We start from the raw sequence: 20963 nt of genomic DNA on the forward strand, positions 1-20963 counted from the left end.
GTGGCGGTCCCGTTCCTGCGGGGCGCGGTCAGTCGGCCGGGCCGCGCAGCTCGGGCTTGAGGTTCTTGAAGCGGCCGAGCAGCCCGTTGACGAAGGCCGGGGAGTCGTCGGTGGAGAACTCCTTGGCGAGTTCCACCGCCTCGTCCATCACGACCGCGTCCGGTGTCCCGTCGACCCACACGAGTTCGTGGGCGCCGAGCCGCACGATGTTGCGGTCGACGACCGGCATCCGGTCCAGCGGCCAGTCCACCGAGTACTTCGCGATGACGTCGTCGATGCGGCGCGCGTGCCGCGCGTACCCCTCGACGAGTTCCATCGTGTACTCGCTGACCGGCGGCTGCTGCGTGTCGCCGCGGGAGTGACGCACCCAGTCCGCGAGCACCGTGAGGACGTCGGTGCCACGCTGGTCGGCCTCGAAAAGGATCTGGAAGGCGCGCTTGCGTGCCGTATTGCGAGCAGCCACAATCAGCCGTTCACTCGGCCGAGGTAGTCGCCGGTACGGGTGTCGACCTTGATCTTCTCGCCGGTGGTGATGAAGAGCGGGACCTGGATGGTGTGCCCGGTCTCCAGCACGGCCGGCTTGTTGCCGCCGGTGGAGCGGTCGCCCTGGACGCCCGGCTCGGTCTCCGCGATGACCAGCTCGACGGCGGCGGGCAGCTCGATGTACAGCGGGTTGCCCTCGTACATCGCGACGACGGCTTCGAAGCCCTCCAGGAGGTAGTTGGCGGCGTCGCCGACGACCTTCGGGTCGACGTGGATCTGGTCGAACGTGTCCATGTCCATGAACACGAAGTACTCGCCGTCCTTGTACGAGAACTGCATCCCGCGCTTGTCGACATTGGCCGTCTCGACCTTGACGCCGGCGTTGAAGGTCTTGTCGACGACCTTGCCGGAGAGCACGTTCTTCAGCTTGGTGCGCACGAAGGCGGGGCCCTTGCCGGGCTTGACGTGCTGGAACTCGACGACGGACCAGAGCTGGTCGTTGTCGAGCTTGAGCACCAGGCCGTTCTTGAGGTCGTTCGTGGAAGCCACGGTTGCGGAATCTCCTGGACGATGGGTCCTCTCCCCCAGGCCTCGCGGCCTCGGGAAGAGCTGGTGGACGACCGCGGCGCCGTCCCGGCCCGAGGGCCGTCTGCCCTAGAGCGCGAGCAGCTCCTTGGTCGTGATGGTGAGTAGCTCGGGCCCGCCGTCCGCTTCGGGGCGCACGACGAGTGTGTCATCGATCCGGACCCCGCCCCTGCCCGGGAGGTGGACCCCCGGTTCGACGGTGACCGGCACACAAGCGTCCAGTTTACTCATGGCGGACGGGGCGAGCTGCGGGTCCTCGTCGTTTTCCAGCCCGACGCCGTGTCCGCTGAGCGCGGGCAGGTCCGCTCCGTGCCCCGCCGACTCCAGGGCCTGGCGCACCGCGCGGTCCACGTCGCGGCAGGCCGCACCGGGCAGCAGCGCCTCGCGACCGGCCCGCTGCGCGGCGAACACCGCGTCGTACAGCTCGATCTGCCATTCCTCGGGAGCCGTCCCGATGACGAACGTCCGCCCGATCTCGCTGCGGTACCCGCGGTACGTGGCACCCAGGCACACCGAGAGGAAGTCGCCCTCCTCGACGCGGCGGTCCGTGGGCCGGTGCCCCGCGAGCCCGGCGTGCGGCCCGGTGGCGACGGAGGTGGCGAACGCGGCGCCGTCCGCGCCGTGGTCGACGAGGCGGCGTTCCAGCTCCAGGGCGAGGTGGCGCTCGGTGCGCCCGACAAGGATCGACTCCAGGAGTTCGCCGAGCGCCTGGTCGGCGATCTCCGCGGCGATCCGCAGCGCCCCGATCTCCTCCTCGTCCTTGACGAGCCGCAGTTGCTCCACGCCGCGTCCGAGGTCGCCCAGGCGCAGGCGCGGCGCCGTGTCGGCGAGGGTGCGGTGGCGGGCGACGGTGAGGTGGTGCTCCTCGACGGCGAGGAACTCGGCGCCGTCCGCCGCCGCGGTCTCGGCGGCGGCGACGGCGGGGTCCGAGGCCGGGCAGGCGAGGACGTGCACGCGCAGCGAGTCGTCCGCGAGACCGTCCGGCGGGCTCGCGGCGAAGAGGATGTCGGGCCCGCCGCGCTCGGCGCCGAGCAGCAGGACGGCACCCTCGGGGGCCACGCCGCCGAGATAGCGGACGTTGGCGGGGCGGGAGACGAGGGCCGCCGTCTGGCCCGCTCCCGCGCACAACTGCCTCAGCCGGTCCCTGCGTGCCGCGTGCGCCTCAGCCATGACCCGAGCCTAAAGGCGCGTGGCGGGGGCCGCCGGAGTTGTGCGTCCGACCGGGTCAGGGGCCCCTGACGGCACGCGCCCCGCGCGGCGGCGGGGGTGGGGGTGCGGGCCGGTGCGGCGGAGGCGCGCACCGCGCGGACGGGGTACCCGCCCCGGCGGCAGGACCGCTTCCCCCTGCGGCGCGGGTACTCACCACGGCGGTGGACTGGCTATCGCGCGGGCGAGCACCTCGTCGAGCCGCTGCGCCGTGCTGGGCACGTCGAGGTGCGAGTTGTCGATGATGGGCAGCCCCGAGCCGTACCAGCCGGCCATGCGCCCGTGGATGCTCGCGACCTCCTCGTCGCTGAGCCTGCGGTTCCCCGTCCGCGCGGCGTTGCGCTCCAGGACGACGTCGAGCCCGGGCAGCAGCACGACGGGCAGCAGTCCGGGGCCCACGTGCCGCTTCCAGCCGCCGAGCCCGACGACGGGCCGGTCGGGGAAGACGGCGTCGTCGATGACGCAGGAGATGCCGTTGGCGAGGAAGTTGCGGGCGGCGAAGCCGCAGGTGCGGCGCGCGAGCCGGTACTGCACCTCGGAATTGTCGTTCCACCCGGCCTGCGGGTCCGCGAAGCCCGCGTGCACCCACTCGCGTACGTCGTCGAGGCTGATGTGCGCGGTCGGCACCGGCCGCCGCGCCGCCCAGTACCGCGCGACGGTCGTCTTGCCCGCGCCCGCGGGGCCGATGAGCAGCACGGCGAGGATCGTCGAGCCCGTCCCCGCCTGCGGCCCGGGCACGACGCTCGGCGCCGCCACGGGCGCGTCGGGCGGCAGCGCGACATGCCCGGTGGCATCGGGCGGCAGCGTCCGCCCCGCGGGCTGCGAGGGCGGTGCGTGGCCGGGCTCGGCAGGGAGCGGTACGGGGCCGGGGAACGGCGGTACGAGGCCGGGCGGCGCCGCCGGGCCGTCGACCCCGGGTACGGGTCCCGTGGCCGGGGTCGGTCGCAGCGGCAGCGTCGGCGGACCGCCGTGGGGCGGGCCCTCGTGCCGCGGGGCGCCGTGGTGCGGGTCCCCCGGGGCCGCTCCCTCGGGGCCCTGCCCGTGCGGGGTCCAGGAATCGTGAGGCGGGGTCGATCCCGCGGAATGCCGCATCCCGTGCCAACTCCGTCTCGTACCGGCTGCTTGCGGGCGCCTCGCGCGGGAGAACCGCACGCGATGCCCGGTGCACGGTACCGTTCCCCGGCCGCGCGCGGGAAAGCCCGACGGGCCGGAGGACGTCCGTACTCACCCCGTACGACGGCCTCCGGCCCGTGCAGGCTCCACGCGGGGATCAGTCCTTCGCGATCTCCCCGTAGGCCGCCAGGAGCACCGCGGGGTCGGGGCCCTCCAGGACGACCGGCTTGGCGAGGCCGTCGAGGACGATGAAGCGCAGGAGGTTGCCGCGCGACTTCTTGTCGAGCTTCATGTTCTCCAGGAGGCGCGGCCACTGGTCGCCGCGGTAGCCGAGCGGGAGGCCCACCGCCGCGAGGATCGCCCGGTGGCGGTCGGCGGTGGCGTCGTCGAGCCGCCCGGCGAGGCGGCCGAGTTCGGCGGCGAAGTGCATGCCGACGGCGACGGCGGCGCCGTGGCGCCACGCGTAGCGCTCGTTCTTCTCGATCGCGTGGCCCAGCGTGTGCCCGTAGTTGAGGATCTCGCGCTGCCCGGCCTCCTTGAGGTCCCCCGAGACGACCTCGGCCTTCACGCGGATCGAGCGCACGATCAGCTCGGCCGTGTGCGGGCCCTCGGGGCCGCGCGCCCCGGCCGGGTCGGACTCGATGAGGTCGAGGATGGCCGGATCGGCGATGAATCCGGCCTTGATGATCTCCGCGAGCCCGCTCACGAAGTCGTGCACGGGCAGCGAGGCGAGCGCGGCGAGGTCGCACAGGACCCCGGCGGGCGGGTGGAAGGAGCCGACGAGGTTCTTGCCCTCGGCGGTGTTGATGCCCGTCTTGCCGCCGACCGCGGCGTCGACCATGCCGAGCACGGTCGTCGGCACAGCGACCCAGCGCACGCCGCGCAGCCACGTCGCCGCGACGAAGCCCGCGAGGTCGGTCGTCGCGCCGCCGCCGACGCCGACGACGACGTCGGTGCGGGTGAACCCGGACTGCCCGAGCGCCGTCCAGCAGTAGGCGGCGACCTCGGCGGTCTTCGCCTCCTCGGCGTTGGGCACCTGGATCGCGATCGCCTCGTAGCCCTGCTCGGCGAGATCGGCGCGCAGCGCCTCCCCCGTCTCGGCGAGCGCCTCGGGGTGGATCACGGCGACGCGCTGGGCCTTCTCCCCGATGAGCGCGGGGAGTTCGCCGAGCAGGTGGTGGCCGACGAGGACCTCGTAGGGGGCGCTGCCCTCGGTGCCGCCGATGGCGATACGGGTCGGCCCCGTGCCCTGCGCGGTCTCCCGCGTGCTGTTCTCGCTCACGCTTCCTTCAGCTCCAGTGCGTCGAGGACCGCGGCGGCGACCTCTTCGGGGGTGCGGTCGTCGGTGGCCACGGTGGCACGGGCGACCTCGGTGTACAGGGGGCGGCGGGCCTCCATCAGCTCGCGCCACGTGCGGCGCGGGTTGACGGCGAGCAGCGGGCGCGCGGTGGCGAGCCCGGTGCGGCGCACCGCTTCGTCGATGTCCATCGTGAGGAAGACGACGGGGTGCCCGCGCAGGCGCTCGCGCGTCCCCGCGTCGAGGACCGCTCCCCCGCCGAGCGCGAGGACGCCCTCATGCTCTTCGAGCGCGGTGCGCACCGCCTCGCGTTCGAGCGCGCGGAAGTGCTCCTCGCCCTCGTCCACGAAGATGTCGGAGATCTCACGGCCCTCGGCGGTCACGATGTCGTCGTCGGTGTCGCGGTAGGCGAGCCCGAGCCGCTCGGCCACGAGGTGGCCGACCGTGGACTTGCCGACGCCCATCGGGCCGACCAGGACGAGCCGGGGGCCGGTCGCCTCCCTCACGCCGCTCACGCCACTCACCGGATCGGGAGGTTGTCGAGGTACGCCCGGACGTTGCGGCGCGTCTCGGGGACGCTGTCGCCGCCGAACTTCTCCGCGACGGCGTCGGCGAGGACGAGCGCGACCATCGCCTCGGCGACGATCCCCGCCGCGGGCACGGCGCACACGTCGGAGCGCTGGTGGTGCGCCTTGGTGGCCTCGCCGGTCGCGACGTCGACGGTGGCGAGGGCGCGCGGCACGGTCGCGATGGGCTTCATCGCGGCCCGTACGCGCAGGAGTTCACCGGTCGTGAGGCCGCCCTCGGTGCCGCCGGAGCGCCCGGTGACACGGCGGATGCCCTCGTCCGTGCGCACGATCTCGTCGTGGGCCAGGGAGCCGGGCACGCGGGCGAGCCCGAAGCCGTCGCCGACCTCGACGCCCTTGATCGCCTGGATGCCCATGAGGGCCCCCGCGAGCCGCGCGTCGAGCTTGCGGTCCCAGTGCACGTGCGAGCCGAGCCCGACGGGCACGTCGTAGGCGAGGACCTCGACGACGCCGCCGAGCGTGTCGCCGTCCTTGTGGGCCTGGTCGATCTCGGCGACCATCGCCTTGCTCGCGTCGGCGTCGAGGCACCGCACCGGGTCGGCGTCGAGCTTCTCGACGTCGGCGGGGGTCGGGACGAGGCCGTACGGGGCCTTCGCCGCCGCGATCTCGACGACGTGGCTGACGATCTCGATGCCCGCCGTCTCCTTGAGGTACGAACGGGCGACGGCGCCGAGCGCGACGCGCGCCGCGGTCTCGCGGGCCGAGGCACGCTCCAGGACCGGGCGGGCCTCGTCGAAGCCGTACTTCTGCATCCCCGCGAGGTCGGCGTGCCCCGGGCGGGGGCGGGTGAGGGGCGCGTTGCGGGCCGAGTCGGCGAGGACCGCGGGGTCGACCGGGTCGGCGGCCATGACCTGCTCCCACTTGGGCCACTCGGTGTTGCCGACCATGACGGCGACGGGCGAGCCGAGGGTCAGCCCGTGCCGGACGCCGCCGAGGAAGGTCACCTCGTCGCGCTCGAACTTCATCCGCGCCCCGCGCCCGTAGCCGAGGCGCCGCCTGGCGAGGTGGTCGGCGACCAGATCGGTGGTGACGGGGACACCGGCGGGAAGTCCCTCCAGCGTCGCCACGAGTGCGGGACCGTGCGACTCTCCCGCGGTCAGCCAACGCAGCCTGCTCAACGGTGCTCCTCCTGCTCGCGCGTGGAACTGCGGCGCGACCGGGTGCGCGGCCCAGGCCGGCCGCCTCCGATCCTCCCACGAAGCGGGACGCGGATCGGAGCGGGTCCACGGAGCGGACCGGGGCGTGGCGGGCCGCGGGCCCCTCACCGTGCCGCCAGCGCCGCCTCCCCCGCGGCCCGCATCGCCGCGAGCGGCGCGGGACGGTGGCCCGTCATCCGCTCGACCTGGAGCACCGCCTGGTGGATGAGGAGGTCGAGTCCTCCGAGCACCTGGCCGCCCCGCGCCGACCAGCGCGCGGCGAGCGGTGTCGGCCAGGGCTCGTACAGGACGTCGAAGAGCGTGCCGGGGGCCTCGGGCACCGCCTCGGCGAGGGCGTCCGTGCTGCCCGCGGGGGTCGTCGCGATGACGAGTGGCGCGTGCAGTCCCTTGACCGCCTCGTCCCAGGACTCGGTACGGACGTCGACGCCGAGCCGTTCCCCCAGGGCGCGCATCTCGGTGGCGCGCCCCGCGCCGCGGACGTACGCGACGACCTCGCCGTCGCAGACGCGCGAGAGCGCGGCGAGCGCGGAGGAGGCGGTGGCACCCGCGCCGAGGATCGCGGCGGTGGGGACGCGCGTGAGGCCGCGCTCGGCGAGGGCGGCGAGGAGCCCGGGGATGTCGGTGTTGTCGCCGCTGCGGCTGCCGTCGGGCTCGAAGACGACCGTGTTGACGGCGTCGACCGAGGCCGCGGTGTCGCTGATCCTGTCGAGCAGCGGCAGCACGGCCCGTTTGAGCGGCATGGTGAGCGAGAGCCCGGCCCACTCGGGCCCGAGCGCGTCGAGGAAGCCGGGCAGCGCCGCCTCGTCGGTCTCGATCCGCTCGTACGTCCAGCCGCTCAGGCCGAGCGCCCGGTAGGCGGCGGTGTGGAGCTGCGGGGAGAGCGAGTGGGCGACGGGCGAGCCGAGGACGGCGGCGCGGCGGGGGGCCGCTTCCGTACCGGGCTCCGCGCCCTCGTCAGCCTGTGGAGGCATCGAACTTGGCCTTCAGTCTCTCGAAATCGGTGCGGTTCTTGGCGAACTGGGTGTCCTTCTCGCCGTCGACGGCGACGAAGTACATCCAGCCGTCCTTCGTCGGGTTGAGCGCGGCGGCGAACGCCTCTTCCCCGGGGTTTCCGATCGGCCCGGGCGGCAGGCCCTTGTTCGTGTACGTGTTGTACGGGTCGTGGTCGCTCAGGATCTCCTTGGTGGAAATCTTGATGTTGCTGCGCCCCGTGAGGTAGTTGTACGTCGAATCGAACTGGATCAGGCCATTCGTCTCGGTGTTGCCCGGCTTGATCCGGTTGTAGATGACCTCTGCCATCTTGCGGAAGTCGTCGTGGGTCTTGCCCTCGGCGTTCACCATGCTGGCGACCGTGACGAGGTCGAGCGGACTGTCGAGCTTGAGCTTCTTGGCCTGCCCGACCACATCGATCTTCTCGTACTGCTTCGTGGCCTGCGCGACCATCTTCTTGAGCACGGCCGCGGGCTTCTGGCCCTTGCTGACGGAATACGTCGAGGGATAGAGGAATCCCTCCAGCGGGTCCTTTATGTCCTTGTCGTCATTGGCCCACTTCGGCAGCCCGAGTTTTTTCCAGTCGCTCTTGGCGACGTCGGCGGTGGTGCCCTTCTTGAGGCCGAGGCGGCCGTCGATCTGGGCGTAGATCCAGGCATTGCGGTATCCCTCGGGAATGACGAGGGTTTTACGGCTCTTCGGGTCGAGCATGAGTTCCACGGCGCTTTTGCCCGACATGCCCTTGTGGAGCGTGTAGAAGCCGGACTGGAGCGTCGTGCCCTTGTCGTTCGCCTTCTGCGCGGCGGTGAACGCCTCGACACTCTTGACGACGCCCTTGTCCTTGAGCAGGTTGCCCATCGCGATACCGCTCGACCCGTCGGGGATCTCGACCACGACGGTGCCCGCGCCTTCGCCCGCGTAGTCCGGCGGCGGCCCGAAGCGGTCCTGGTAGAGCCCGTACCCCCAGTAGACGGCCCCGCCGCCCCCGCCGAGCAGCACGACGGCGACCACGAGGCAGGCGCAGCCGCCCCGGCGCTTCTTGGGTTTCTCGCCGCCGCGCCGCCCCGCGCGCCCGTCCCCTTCGTCGTCCTCGTCGTCCTCGTCGGCGAGGTCGTCGCGGTCGTCGTCCCGGCCCTTGGTGCGGCGCCCGGTGGCGCGGCCCGCGTCACCGTCGCTCGCGAAGAAGGGGTGCTCGGGCTCGTCCGGGTCGGGGTCCCACTCCCCGCGCTCGGGCGCGGGAGCGGGGGCCTGCGCCTGCGGCGCCCCGGCCTGGGCCGCTTGGGGTGCCCGCATCGGCGGTGCCTGGGCCTCGCGGCCGCCCGGCGGCTGCGGCGGGGGGTAGGCATCGGGGGTCGCGTACGGGTCCTGGGCCTGGGGGTAGCCGGGCTGGCGCACCGCGCCGTAGGGGTCGTGCGGGTCGGCCCCGTAGGGCACCTGCTGCTGTCCCGTGTCCCAGCCGTTGCCGTAGGACTGCGGTCCCTGCTGCTGCGGGTAGCCCTGCTGCTCGTAGCCCTGGGGCTGGGGGGGCTGCGGGTAGCCGGGCTGCTGGCCGTACTGCTGCTGCTCGTAGCCCTGCTGCTCGTAACCCTGCTGCTCGTAGCCCTGCTGCTGCCCGTACGCCTGCTGTTCGTAGCCCTGCCGGCCCTGCGGCTGCCCTTGCGGCCCTTGCTGCCCGTAGTCCTGCTGCGGATACTGCTGCGCGTAGCCCTGTGGAGGGGCCTGCGGGATCGGCCGCCCCCAGGAGTCGTACTGCTGCTGAGGCTGGGGCGGAGTGGGCTGCGGGGGATACTGCTGCCCATCGGGGCCGTAGGGGGTCTGCTCCTGCCCCCAGCCCTGGTCCCCGTACAAGGGGTCCTCCGGGTGCCAGGGCTCCGGGCCCTGGCCACGCCCATACTCAGTCATCGGTCCCCTAGGGCCTGTCCGACAGTGACGCCGCGTCCAGGGTCCCGAGACACGGAACCGGGCGGCCGCGGAACGGAGTCCCGGCGGTCGCCCGGTGGCGTCTTCACGGTCTCCGTCCCCGCTGTGCGTCCGCTGTTCGAATGCGGGCGCACCGCGGGAACGTTACCGTACCGCCATCAGTCCGTGGCCACGACGTCTTCCCCCGGGGGCAGCCCGGTGCGCTGTTCGGATTCGAGCGCGGTCTGAAGGATGATGACCGCTGCTGCCTGGTCAATGACCGACCTGCCCTTTTTGCTGTTCACGCCGGAGGCCCGCAGGCCCTGACCTGCGGTCACCGTGGTCATCCGCTCATCGACCAATCTCACCGGAACGGGCGCGACCAGCCGGGCCAGCCCGCCCGCGAAGCCGCGCACCTTCTTGGCGGCCGGTCCCTCGCCCCCGCGCAGCGAGCGCGGCAGCCCGACGACCAGCTCGATCGGCTCGTACTCGTCCACGAGCGCCTTGAGCCTGCGCTGCGCGGCGGGTACGTCCCGGCCAGGCACGGTCTCGACCGGGGTCGCGAGAATCCCGTCGGGGTCGCAGGAGGCGACCCCGATCCGGGCGTCCCCGACGTCGATGGCGAGGCGGCGTCCTCGGCGCATCGGCGTCAGGCCGTCTCGGCGACGAGCCGCTCGACGGCGGCCACGGCCTCGGCCACGGCCTGCGGGTTCTGCCCGCCGCCCTGCGCCACGTCCGGCTTGCCGCCGCCCCCGCCGCCGAGGGTCTTGGCGGCGGTGCGGACCAGGTCACCGGCCTTGAAACCGCGCTCGCGCGCCGCCTCGTTGGTCGCGACGACGGTGACGGGGCGTCCGCCCGTGACGGCGAAGAGCGCGACGACGGCCGGGCGGTCGCCCGGGATGCGCCCGCGCACGTCGAGCACGAGCTTGCGCAGGTCGTCGGCGGTCGTGCCGTCGGGGACCTGCCCGGTCACGAGCGCGGTCCCGTGCACGTCCTTGGCGCCCGAGGCGAGCCCCGCCGCCGCCTGGAGCACCTTCTCCGCGCGGAACTTCTCGATCTCCTTCTCGGCGTCCTTGAGCTTGCCGAGCATGCCCGCGATCTTCTCGGGCAGCTCCTCGGGACGGCCCTTGACCAGCTCCTGGAGCTGCGAGACGACCGTGTGCTCACGGGCGAGGAAGTTGTACGCGTCGACGCCGACGAGCGCTTCGATACGGCGCACGCCCGAGCCGATGGAGGACTCGCCGAGCAGCTTCACGAGGCCGAGCTGCGCGGTGTTGTGCACGTGCGTGCCGCCGCACAGCTCCTTGGAGAAGTCGCCGATCGTCACGACGCGGACCCGCTCGCCGTACTTCTCGCCGAACTCGGCGATGGCGCCCTGCTTCTTCGCCTCGTCGAGGGACATGACCTCGGCCTGGACGTCCATCTCGTGCGCGAGGACCTCGTTGATGCGCTGCTCGACATCGGTCATGACGGCGGCCGGGACGGCCGCCGGGGAGCCGAAGTCGAAGCGGAAGCGGCCCGGCTGGTTCTCCGAACCGGCCTGCGCGGCGGTCGGGCCGAGCGCGTCGCGCAGCGCCTGGTGGGTCAGGTGGGTCGCGGAGTGGGCGCGCGCGATGGCGCGGCGGCGGCCCTGGTCGATCGCGGCCCACACGGGGGCGTCGACGGTGACCTCACCGACCTGGACGCGGCCCTTGTGGACGTGCACGCCGGGAACGGGCTTCTGCACGTCGCGGATCTCGATGACCGCGCCGTTGTCGAGCCGGATGCGCCCGGTGTCGCCGATCTGGCCGCCGCCCTCGGCGTAGAAGGGGGTGCGGTCGAGCACGACCTCGACCTCGTCGCCCTCGCTCGCCGCGGGCGCGGGCACGCCGTCGACGAGCAGCCCGACGATGCGGGCCTCGCCCTCCAGCTGGACGTAGCCGGTGAAGTCGGTGGCGCCCGCGGTGTCGGCGATCTCGCGGTAGGCGTGCAGGTCTGCGTGGCCGGTCTTCTTCGCCTGCGAGTCGGCCTTGGCCCGCTCGCGCTGCTCCTTCATGAGTCGCCGGAAGCCGTCCTCGTCCACGGACAGGCCCTGTTCGGCGGCCATCTCCAGGGTGAGGTCGATCGGGAAGCCCCACGTGTCGTGGAGGAGGAACGCCTTGTCGCCGGGGAGCACGGTGGAGCCGGTCGCGCGGGTCTCGGTGACGGCGGTGTCGAGGATGTTGGTGCCGGCCTTGAGGGTCTTGAGGAAGGCGGCCTCCTCGGCGAGCGCGACGGTCTCGATGCGCTTGCGGTCGGTGATCAGCTCCGGGTACTGCTGGCCCATCGTCTCGATGACGACGTCCACGAGGTCCCGCACGACGGGCCCGGTGGCACCGAGCAGGCGCATGTTGCGGATGGCGCGGCGCATGATGCGGCGCAGCACGTAGCCGCGGCCCTCGTTGCCGGGGGTCACGCCGTCGCCGATGAGCATGACGGAGGTGCGCATGTGGTCGGAGACGACGCGCAGCGAGACGTCGCTCGCGTCGGCCGCGCCGTAGGCGACTCCGGTCAGCTCGGTGGCCTTGTCGATGACGACGCGCAGGGTGTCCGTCTCGTACATGTTGCGGACGCCCTGGAGGATCATCGCGAGGCGTTCGAGGCCGAGGCCGGTGTCGATGTTCTGGCTCGGGAGGTCGCCGAGGATCTCGAAGTCGTCCTTGCCGCGCCCGGCCCCGCGCTCGAACTGCATGAAGACCAGGTTCCAGATCTCCACGTACCGCTCGTCGTTGACGGCCGGGCCGCCCTCGACCCCGAACTCGGGGCCGCGGTCGTAGTTGATCTCGGAGCAGGGTCCGCAGGGTCCCGGGACGCCCATCGACCAGAAGTTGTCGGCCTTGCCCAGGCGCTGGATGCGCTCGGCGGGGACGCCGACGACGTCGCGCCAGATCTGCTCGGCCTCGTCGTCGTCCTGGTAGACGGTGATCCACAGGCGCTCGGCGTCCAGGCCGAAGCCGCCGTCGGCGACGGAGGAGGTCAGCAGCTCCCACGCGTACTTGATGGCCCCTTCCTTGAAGTAGTCGCCGAAGGAGAAGTTCCCGCACATCTGGAAGAAGGTCCCGTGCCGGGTGGTCTTGCCGACCTCCTCGATGTCGGGGGTGCGCACGCACTTCTGCACGCTCGTGGCGCGCGGCGCGGGCGGCTTGACCTCGCCGAGGAAGTAGGGCTTGAAAGGGACCATGCCCGCGGGGACGAGCAGCAGCGTGGGGTCGTCCGCGATCAGCGACGCCGACGGCACGACCTTGTGCCCGCGCTCCTCGAAGAAGCGCAGCCAGCGGCGGCGGATTTCAGCCGACTCCATCAGTGGTCCTCATTCCGGTTGTTCGGGGTGGTGGGGTGTACGGGATGCTGCGGCCGCGCGGGCTCGACGCGGCCCTCGATGACGCGTGGCGTCCGGCGGCCGTCCCCGGCCTCAAGTGCCGGGCGGCGCGGGGCGGCAAGGGCCGGCGGTTCGCTCGTGAGGCCGAGTGCCTCGTCGAGTTCGGCCTCGCGCACGGCCATGCCGTCGCGCACGTCGGCGGCGAAGGCGCGGAGTCGGCCGCCCGCTTCGACGGCGCGGTCCGCGGCCTGGGCCGCGAGCGACTCGGGGGCCAGTTTGCGGAGCTTGGCGTGCGCCTTGGAGGTGGCCCAGACCCCCGCGGCCGCTCCGGCGGTGAACCAGAACGTACGGCGGAACATCGCGGCAGCGGTCCTTCCGGTGGTGGTACGGGACGGGCCGGCGTCAGACGCCCTTGCGCCGGGAGCGGCGCTTGCCCTTGACGGTGCGGCCGACGACGGTGCGCGGCGGCGGCGGTTCGGCGCGACGGCCGAGGGCGCGGCGCACTCCGTAGCCGAAGGCGGCGACCTTGACGAGGGGGCCGCCGAAGGTCGACGCGACGGTCGTCGAGAGCGCGGAGGCGTTCGATGTGACTTCCTGGACGTCGGAGGCGATCGCGTCGACCCGGTCGAGCTGGGTCTGCGCGGAGCGCACGGTCGCCGACGCGTCCGTGAGCAAGGGCACGGCCTGCTCGGTGACTTCGGCGACCATCTTCGTCGTGGCCCTGAGCGTCTGCGCGAGCCGCGCGAGCGCGACCGCGAGGAAGGAGACGAGAATCGCCCAGAACACGGCCACAAGCAGCCCTGCCACCTCTCCTCCGGACACTGCGGCACCGCTCCTTCTGCTCGTTCGTCGCGACCGGCACAGTCGTGGCACCGAGCCTATCGCGACGCGGGGTCGCTCCCGTCCGCGCGGCCCGGCGGTACCCGTACGAATCCGCCCGCGCCCGCAGACGAACGGCCCGCGCACGGACGGCCCGCACGCGGACGGCTCGCGCGCGAACGCGAGCGGCCCGCTCCCCCGGCCGTGCGGACACGGCGGGGAAGCGGGCCGGAGTGCTGCGCGGCGCGCGGCGACCTCGGGGGGTCGTCAGCGGGCGTAGTACTCGACGACGAGCTGCTCGTCGCAGATGACCGGGATTTCCTTGCGGTTCGGGTCACGGTCCAGGCGGAAGGCGAGGGCCTTCAGGTTGACCTGGAGGTAGCGCGGGGTCTCGCCGTCCGTGTCGTAGCCACCCTCACGGGCGACCTGGAAGGGGTGCTTCGAGCGGCTGCGCTCGCGCACCATCACGACGTCGTCGGGACGGACACGGAAGGACGGCTTGTCGACCTTCTGGCCGTTGACCTCGATGTGGCCGTGGACGACCATCTGGCGGGCCTGGTAGATGGTGCGGGCGATACCCGAACGCAGGACCAGGGCGTCGAGGCGACGCTCCAGCTCGATGACCAGGGCCTCACCGGTCTTGCCCTCGGCCTTGCGGGCGCGGTCGTAGGCGCGGGCCATCTGGCGCTCGGAGATGTCGTACTGCGCGCGCAGACGCTGCTTCTCCAGCAGACGGACCTTGTAGTCGCTGTTCTGCTTGCGGCCACGGCCGTGCTCACCCGGCGGGTAGGGACGGGCCTCGAAGTACTTGACGGCCTTCGGCGTCAGCGCGATACCGAGCGCACGGGACTTCTTGACCTTGGGACGCGACTGGTTAGGCACGTTCTCCAGACCTCCGAAATAGGTTAGGTTAGGCTCACCTTACTCAAGGAGATCGCATGTCTCGCCCTGGGAACACCACGCGCATCACGAACGCCCGTCGCGCTCGGAAAGGCGACGCATCGACGGAGGTCCGATCAGATCGTGGTCAGCCGCGTCCCCGCCCTGACAGCCACGGCGGCCAGGACGCCCACGACGGGAGTCTTGAGGGAGACTCCCAAGGGGAAAGGGGGCTTGAATCCACCCGGATGCCGTCAGCAGCCGAGCGCACACGAACTCTCGTACAGGGTACATGCTCCGCGGTGCTGCTCCTGCCGGGCCCCGAGACCGCCGGCTCGCTCCCGCTCGTGCCCGAACTGCGCACCGTGACGCCCGAGGGCGACATCCACCTCGTCTACGCGGCCGCGACCCCCGTCGTACGGGCCGCCTCGCGCGCCCGCGGGGACGAACTCCCCGTCGTCCTGGAGCTGACCGACGTCGCTCCCGTCTCGGTACCGCACCGGGTACGCGGCCGGGCCTGGGTCTCCGGCTGGCTCACGCGGCTGCCCGACGACGCGCCCGAGGCCCACGCGGTCGCGGGCCCGGCGGGGCCCGGGGGTCCCGCCTGGGTCACGCTGCGCCTGGAGCCGTACGAGATCCGCGTCGACGACCTGTGGGACGTGGCCCGCGTCGACATCGAGGACTTCGCCGCCGCCGCGCCCGACCCGCTGCGCGAGTACGAGGCCGAACTCCTCCAGCACCTGCACGCGGCCCACTCCCCGCAGGTGCGGCAGCTGCGCGGGCTGATCGGGGAGCGGGCCGAGGCGCGCTGCGCGGCCGTGGTGCCGCTCGCGCTCGACCGCTTCGGGCTGCGCGTCCGTTTCACCGGGGTGCGCTGCTTCGACGCGCGCTTCGACTTCCCCGAGCCGGTCGGCGACGTGCACGGTCTCCGGCGCGCGATGGCCGCGCTCTTCGACGCCGCCGAAGACTTCGACACGGCCGAGGACTGAGCCGCCCCAGGAGCCCGTACGGACGGACCCGCGGCCCCAGGGGAGGGGCCACCGTCCGAGGGGGGACGGGCGGGGTGGTGCGCGAAGGGCGGCGGACCCGCTCCCCCGCGAAGCACCCGGGCCGCTCGTACGCGCCGAGGCGCGAGGCCGTCCACCGGCGCACACCGTCCGGCCGGCCACCGCCCGGCCACCCGCCGTCAAGCGCGCCCGCCGCCAAGCGCACCCGCACCGCTACTCCCGCGTCCCCCGCAGGCGCTCGCGCACCATCTCCACGACGTCCGCGTACCGTGCCTCGGCCCCGTACCGCGTCGGCGTGTAGTACTGCCGGTCCTTGAGCGCGTCAGGGGCGTACTGCTGCGAGGCGATCGCGCCGGGGACGTCGTGCGGGTACACGTACCCCTGTGCGTGGCCGAGCTTCTTGGCGCCCTTGTAGTGGCCGTCGCGCAGGTGCGGCGGGACGGGGCCGGCGAGGCCCTTGCGGACGTCTTCGAGCGCGGCGCCGATCGCGAGCGTCGCGGCGTTGGACTTCGGCGCGAGCGCGAGGGCGATGGTCGCGTGGCTGAGGGTGAGCGCGGCCTCCGGGAAGCCGATCATCGCGACGGCCTGCGCGGCGGCGACGGCGGTCTGGAGCGCGGTGGGGTCGGCGAGGCCGATGTCCTCGCTCGCGGAGATCATGAGGCGCCGCGCGATGAAGCGCGGGTCCTCGCCTGCCTCGATCATCCGCGCCAGGTAGTGCAGGGCCGCGTCCACGTCCGAGCCGCGGATGGACTTGATGAGGGCGCTCGCCACGTCGTAGTGCTGGTCACCGTCGCGGTCGTACTTCAGCGCCGCCTTGTTGACCGTCTCCTCCAGGGTCTGGAGGGTGATCGCGGGTTCCTTCTTGGCGAGCGCGGCACCGGCGCCCGCCTCCAGGGCGGTCAGCGCGCGGCGCGCGTCTCCCCCCGCGACCCGCAGCAGGTGTTCCTCGGCGTCCTCGGGCAGCGTCACCGCTCCCTTGAGCCCCCGCTCATCGGTGAGCGCGCGGTGCAGCAGGGCGCGGATGTCCTCGTCCGTGAGCGGTTCGAGCGTCAGGAGCAGGGAGCGGGACAGGAGCGGCGAGATCACGGAGAAGTACGGGTTCTCGGTGGTCGCCGCGATGAGGGTGACCCAGCGGTTCTCGACGGCGGGCAGCAGGGAGTCCTGCTGGGCCTTGCTGAAGCGGTGGATCTCGTCGAGGAAGAGGACCGTGTCCTTGCCGTAGCCGCCGCTCGCCCTGCGGGCCCCGTCGATGACGGTGCGGACCTCCTTGACCCCGGCGGTGATCGCGGACAGCTCCACGAAGCGGGCGTTGGTCGCCTTGCTCACCACGTAGGCGAGCGTCGTCTTGCCGGTGCCTGGTGGGCCCCACAGGATCACCGACGAGGCCCCGGCCGGGCCGCCGTTCGCTTCCCCCACGAGCCGCCGCAGCGGGGAGCCGGCCCCGAGCAGGTGCTGCTGGCCGACCACCTCGTCGAGGGTGCGCGGGCGCATCCGGACGGCGAGGGGGCTGTTGCTCGGGTCCTTCTCCTGGCGCTCTTCGGCGGCCGCGGTGAACAAGTCGGGTTCCACGCCGAAAGCCTAAAGGACGGCACCGACAACGCCTCGGGCGCGCTCGGTGCCGTCCTCACCAGGCCGTACGGTCCCGGCTCAGCTGGTCCAGAAGTCCCACCAGCGCAGCAGGATGAGGAGGCCGATGATCCCGAGGTGCAGGACCGGCAGCACCCAGGGGAACTCGCCGAAGAAGCCGCGCGCCCAGCGAGGCGCCGGGAGGTAGCCGTTGCGCACGTTGTGCGCGGTGACGTACCAGAACATGATGATCGTCGCGACCCAGGCGAGGCAGCACCACAGGCACAGGGCGTTGATGTTGTACAGCGACTGGTACTGGAGCCAGGTGACGAAGCCGACGCCGAAGAGCGTGCCGAAGTTGAAGGTCAGCCAGTACCAGCGCGGCATCCGGGCCCCGGCGAGCAGGGTCATGCCGACGCAGATCACCACGGCGTAGGTGGCGAGCCCGAGCATCGGGTTCGGGAAGCCGAAGGCAGCCGCCTGGTCGCTCTTCATGACGCTGCCGCAGGAGACGACCGGGTTGAGGCTGCACCCGGGGGTGAAGCTCGGGTCCTCCAGGAGCTTGAACTTGTCGAGCGTGATGACCCAGGCGGCGAGCAGGCCCGCCGCTCCGGTGAGCACCAGCATGACGGCGAAGGCACGCGAGGCGCCGAGCCGGGAGACCGGGCCCTCGGGGTGCCGGGGGTCGTGCTCGTGGTCGACCTCGTCGCTGACTTCCATCGTGTCGCTCATCACGCCGTTTCCGTCACTCGGTTTGCAGGGGCTCCTGCATTGTGCCCCACCCGCCTTTGAACGGGAGGGCTTCATGGGGTACGAGAAGCGCCACTGTCCCGGCGGACGGCCCGAGTTCGCCCACGCCGCACGTGAGGCAATCCACTCGGGCGAGTGGTTTCAGGGGCGGCACGTTGACGTGCGCACGGGGCGAGGCAGGGCGGCGGCACGGGCCGGTACGGGGACGAGGCGGGGGCGGTACGGGGACGGGGCGCCCCCGTACCCGTACCGCCCCCGCGCGCTGTCTCAGCCCAGCAGCCGCCGGATCTCCGCGACCGCCTGCGCGAGCGGCACCGCGTGCTGCTCTCCCGACTCCAGGTCCTTGAGCTGGACGCCGCCCTCGGCGAGGTCGCGCTCGCCCGCGATGAGCGCGAGGCGCGCGCCCGAGCGGTTCGCGCTCTTCATCGCGCCCTTGAGACCGCGGCCGCCGAAGGAGAGATCGGTCGCGATCCCGGCCCTGCGCAGCTCGGTGACCTTCTCGAAGAGGACACGACGGGCGGCGTCGCCGAGCGGGATGACGTACACGCTCGTGACGGGCGGGAGGTCGAGTACGACGCCCTCCGCCTCCAGGGCGAGGACCGTGCGGTCCACGCCGAGCGCCCAGCCGACCGAGGGCAGCGCCGGACCGCCGAGCATCTCCGAGAGCCCGTCGTAGCGTCCGCCGCCGCCGACGGCGGACTGCGAGCCGAGGCCGTCGTGGACGAACTCGAAGGTGGTGCGGGTGTAGTAGTCGAGGCCGCGCACGAGCTTCGGGTCGTCCTCGTAGGCGACGCCCGCGCCGTCCAGGAGCGCGCGCACCTCCTCGTGGTACGCCTTGCACGCGTCGCACAGGTAGTCGGCGAGGAGCGGGGCCCCGGTGAGCTGCGCCTGGACCTCGGCGCGCTTGTCGTCGAGGACGCGCAGCGGGTTGATCTCGACGCGGCGGCGCGTCTCCTCGTCCAGGTCGAGCGCGCGCAGGAAGTCCTGGAGCGCGGCGCGGTAGACGGGGCGGCACGTGGCGTCGCCGAGCGAGTTGAGCAGAATGCGGTGCCCCGTGAGCCCGAGCGAGCGGTAGGCCTGGTCGGCGAGGATGATCAGCTCGGCGTCGAGCAGCGGGTCCTCGGCGCCGATCGCCTCGGCGCCGACCTGCGAGAAGTGACGGTAACGGCCCTTCTGCGGGCGCTCGTAGCGGTACTGCGAGCCCGAGTACCAGACCTTGACGGGCAGGTTCCCCGCCTTGTGGAGGTTGGACTCCAGGACGGCGCGCAGCACGGCGGCCGTACCCTCGGGGCGCAGCGCCAGCTCGTCGCCGCCCTTCGTCGTGAAGACGTACATCTCCTTGCTGACGATGTCGGTGGACTCACCGACACCGCGGGCGAAGAGGCGGACGTCCTCGAATCCGGGCGTCTCGATGTAGCCGTACCCCGCGTCCCGCAGCGGTGCGGCGATGGCCTCGCGGACGGCGAGGAAGCGGCCCGATTCGGGGGGCAGGAGGTCGTAGGTGCCCTTGGGTGCCTTGAAGGTGCTCACGGTTGTTCGCTGTCACATTCCTCGTCGGGGGAGCGCCGTGGGGGCGTTCTCCTGGCCGGCCGCCACCTGCCGCAGATACGGGTTGGTGGCGCGTTCGCGGCCGATGGTCGTCTGGGGACCGTGTCCGGACAGGACCACGGTCGAGTCGTCGAGCGGCAGGCACACACGGGCCAGCGAAGCGATGATCTCGTCCGGGTCGCCACCGGGCAGGTCGGTGCGTCCGATGGAGCCGGCGAAGAGCAGGTCCCCGGAGAAGAGCACGGACGGCAGGTCCGCCCCCTCGGGGGTCCTGAAGGTCACCGACCCCTTGGTATGCCCGGGAGCGTGCGCGACGGAGAAGTCGAGTCCCGCGAGGCTCAGGCGGGCCCCGTCGCTCAGCTCCTCGACGTCGGAGGGCTCGCCGATCGTCAGCTCCCCCAGGAGCGGCATCCCGATGGAGCGGCCGATACCCGCCTCGGGGTCGCTCATCATGAAGCGGTCCGCCGGGTGGACCCAGGCGGGGACGTCGTGCGCCCCGCAGACCGGGACGACCGAGGCGACGTGGTCGATGTGGCCGTGGGTGAGGACGACGGCGACGGGCTTGAGCCGATGCTTCGCGAGCGTCTCCTCGACCCCCGCGGCGGCCTGGTGGCCCGGGTCGATGATCACGCATTCCTCACCGGCGGCGGGGGCGACCACGTAGCAGTTGGTCTCCCAGGCCCCGGCGGCGAAACCGGCAATGAGCACGTTCGTCCTTTGTGTCCACGGGTGAGCGGGGCCGCATCGGGCGCGCGGCAGGGTTCGAGACTACCGGCGGTGCCGATTCCACAGCCAACCCGTATACGGTACGGGGCACACACGGCCCCCCGTCCGAACAGGGTTGCGGACGAGTAGACGACGAGGAGACACCCGGTGGTCAGCAACGATCAGCGGCGGCGCCAGCTCGCCCGGGAGAAGTTCTTGCGCCAGCAGGAGCGGCGGCAGACGGCACGGCGCCGCGCCCGCAGGCGCAACGTGGTCATCGCCTCCACCCTCGCGGTACTGGTCGTCGCCGGTGGCGGCGCCTGGGCGGGCGGCGCCTTCGACAGCGACAAGGCGAAGGACGACAAGAGCACCGATGCCGCCGCCGCGCCGAGTGCGAGCGCGAGCCCGAGCAAGGCCCCCGACCCCTGCGACAAGCCCGCGGCCGGTTCGGTCAAGAAGCTCTCGTACAAGAAGGAACCGGCGGTCGGCATCGACACGTCGGCCGACTACACGATGAAGCTCGCGACGACGTGCGGCGCCATCGACATCGCGCTGGACGCGAAGAACGCGCCGCACACCGTGAACTCCTTCGACTTCCTCGCGGGCAAGGGCTACTTCGACCACACGAAGTGCCACCGCCTGACGACGGCGGGCATCTACGTCCTCCAGTGCGGCGACCCCTCCGGCAACGGCACCGGCGGGCCCGGCTACACGCTCCCCGACGAGAACCTGAAGTCCAAGAAGCTCAAGGGGAACGTGTACCCGGCGGGCACGGTCGCGATGGCCAACCAGTACAACGCGCAGACGAAGGAGGGGCGGCACACCGGCGGCAGCCAGTTCTTCCTCGTCTACCAGGACAGCCAGCTCCCGCCCGACTACACGCCCTTCGGCACCATCTCCGCCGACGGCATGAAGGTGCTCAAGAAGATCGCGGACGCGGGCGAGAACACCGGGCAGGGCGACGGGGCGCCGAACGCGACCGTGGTGATCGACAAGGCGACCGTCGCGAAGTCCTGACCTCTGGGGGCGGCTTTA

At 72.4% G+C, this 20963-nt stretch carries 20 protein-coding genes; 2 read left to right on the forward strand and 18 right to left on the reverse strand.

Features of this window, described 5'->3' with window-relative positions:
- Positions 1–28: 28 nt before the first annotated feature.
- From nusB to rpsD, 14 genes are all read right to left on the reverse strand, one after another.
- Positions 29–463 (reverse strand): transcription antitermination factor NusB, encoded by a 435-nt coding sequence (gene nusB, locus ACQYWQ_RS03390; protein ID WP_431032376.1) that lies wholly within the window; start codon positions 461–463, stop codon positions 29–31.
- Between the two features lie 2 nt (positions 464–465).
- A complete protein-coding gene (gene efp, locus ACQYWQ_RS03395) occupies positions 466–1032 on the reverse strand; it encodes an elongation factor P (protein ID WP_431032377.1) in 567 nt (188 codons plus the stop codon).
- Between the two features lie 105 nt (positions 1033–1137).
- Complete coding sequence (locus ACQYWQ_RS03400; RefSeq protein WP_431032378.1) at positions 1138–2238, reverse strand: aminopeptidase P family protein; 1101 nt, start codon at positions 2236–2238, stop codon at positions 1138–1140.
- Positions 2239–2427: 189 nt separating this feature from the next.
- Entirely contained in the window at positions 2428–3366 is a 939-nt protein-coding gene (locus ACQYWQ_RS03405) for an AAA family ATPase (protein WP_431032379.1), read from the reverse strand.
- A 178-nt stretch (positions 3367–3544) separates the two neighbouring features.
- A complete protein-coding gene (aroB, locus tag ACQYWQ_RS03410; protein ID WP_431032380.1) occupies positions 3545–4669 on the reverse strand; it encodes a 3-dehydroquinate synthase in 1125 nt (374 codons plus the stop codon).
- Positions 4666–5148: a shikimate kinase gene (locus ACQYWQ_RS03415; RefSeq protein ID WP_431039050.1), complete on the reverse strand. Its 483-nt coding sequence runs from the start codon at positions 5146–5148 to the stop codon at positions 4666–4668. The genes aroB and ACQYWQ_RS03415 overlap by 4 nt, the downstream gene beginning before the upstream one ends.
- Positions 5149–5204: 56 nt before the next feature.
- Positions 5205–6389, reverse strand: a complete 1185-nt coding sequence (gene aroC / locus ACQYWQ_RS03420) for a chorismate synthase (RefSeq protein WP_431032381.1) — start codon at positions 6387–6389, stop codon at positions 5205–5207.
- 143 nt (positions 6390–6532) lie between these two features.
- On the reverse strand, positions 6533–7399 hold the full coding sequence (locus tag ACQYWQ_RS03425) for a shikimate dehydrogenase (RefSeq protein WP_431032382.1): 867 nt from the start codon (positions 7397–7399) through the stop codon (positions 6533–6535).
- On the reverse strand, positions 7383–9320 hold the full coding sequence (gene mltG / locus ACQYWQ_RS03430; RefSeq protein WP_431032383.1) for an endolytic transglycosylase MltG: 1938 nt from the start codon (positions 9318–9320) through the stop codon (positions 7383–7385). Before mltG ends, ACQYWQ_RS03425 begins: the two co-directional genes overlap by 17 nt.
- Before the next feature lie 176 nt (positions 9321–9496).
- Positions 9497–9961, reverse strand: coding sequence for a Holliday junction resolvase RuvX (gene ruvX / locus ACQYWQ_RS03435; RefSeq protein WP_431032384.1), 465 nt, complete (start codon positions 9959–9961; stop codon positions 9497–9499).
- 5 nt (positions 9962–9966) lie between these two features.
- Positions 9967–12636, reverse strand: coding sequence for an alanine--tRNA ligase (gene alaS / locus ACQYWQ_RS03440; RefSeq protein ID WP_431032385.1), 2670 nt, complete (start codon positions 12634–12636; stop codon positions 9967–9969).
- On the reverse strand, positions 12636–13013 hold the full coding sequence (locus ACQYWQ_RS03445) for a hypothetical protein (RefSeq protein WP_431032386.1): 378 nt from the start codon (positions 13011–13013) through the stop codon (positions 12636–12638). Before ACQYWQ_RS03445 ends, alaS begins: the two co-directional genes overlap by 1 nt.
- Positions 13014–13056: 43 nt before the next feature.
- The gene (locus ACQYWQ_RS03450; protein WP_431032387.1) at positions 13057–13476 is read right to left on the reverse strand and encodes a DUF948 domain-containing protein; all 420 of its coding nucleotides are present in this window, start codon (positions 13474–13476) and stop codon (positions 13057–13059) included.
- Between the two features lie 264 nt (positions 13477–13740).
- The gene (rpsD, locus tag ACQYWQ_RS03455; protein WP_363148051.1) at positions 13741–14355 is read right to left on the reverse strand and encodes a 30S ribosomal protein S4; all 615 of its coding nucleotides are present in this window, start codon (positions 14353–14355) and stop codon (positions 13741–13743) included.
- Between the two features lie 245 nt (positions 14356–14600).
- On the opposite strand from rpsD, the gene ACQYWQ_RS03460 reads away from it, so the two are divergent.
- Complete coding sequence (locus ACQYWQ_RS03460) at positions 14601–15341, forward strand: hypothetical protein (RefSeq protein WP_431032388.1); 741 nt, start codon at positions 14601–14603, stop codon at positions 15339–15341.
- A 231-nt stretch (positions 15342–15572) separates the two neighbouring features.
- Here the strand turns inward: ACQYWQ_RS03460 and ACQYWQ_RS03465 are convergent, their stop codons facing one another.
- From ACQYWQ_RS03465 to ACQYWQ_RS03480, 4 genes are all read right to left on the reverse strand, one after another.
- Complete coding sequence (locus tag ACQYWQ_RS03465; RefSeq protein ID WP_431032389.1) at positions 15573–16928, reverse strand: replication-associated recombination protein A; 1356 nt, start codon at positions 16926–16928, stop codon at positions 15573–15575.
- Between the two features lie 78 nt (positions 16929–17006).
- A complete protein-coding gene (locus tag ACQYWQ_RS03470; protein ID WP_431039051.1) occupies positions 17007–17645 on the reverse strand; it encodes a vitamin K epoxide reductase family protein in 639 nt (212 codons plus the stop codon).
- 297 nt (positions 17646–17942) lie between these two features.
- Complete coding sequence (hisS, locus tag ACQYWQ_RS03475) at positions 17943–19205, reverse strand: histidine--tRNA ligase (RefSeq protein WP_431032390.1); 1263 nt, start codon at positions 19203–19205, stop codon at positions 17943–17945.
- A 12-nt stretch (positions 19206–19217) separates the two neighbouring features.
- Complete coding sequence (locus tag ACQYWQ_RS03480; protein ID WP_431032391.1) at positions 19218–19931, reverse strand: MBL fold metallo-hydrolase; 714 nt, start codon at positions 19929–19931, stop codon at positions 19218–19220.
- A 165-nt stretch (positions 19932–20096) separates the two neighbouring features.
- Between ACQYWQ_RS03480 and ACQYWQ_RS03485 the strand changes: the two genes are divergently transcribed.
- Complete coding sequence (locus tag ACQYWQ_RS03485; protein WP_431032392.1) at positions 20097–20945, forward strand: peptidylprolyl isomerase; 849 nt, start codon at positions 20097–20099, stop codon at positions 20943–20945.
- Positions 20946–20963 lie beyond the last annotated feature (18 nt).

The organism is Streptomyces sp. P6-2-1, from assembly GCF_050613165.1.
GTDB lineage: Bacteria > Actinomycetota > Actinomycetes > Streptomycetales > Streptomycetaceae > Streptomyces.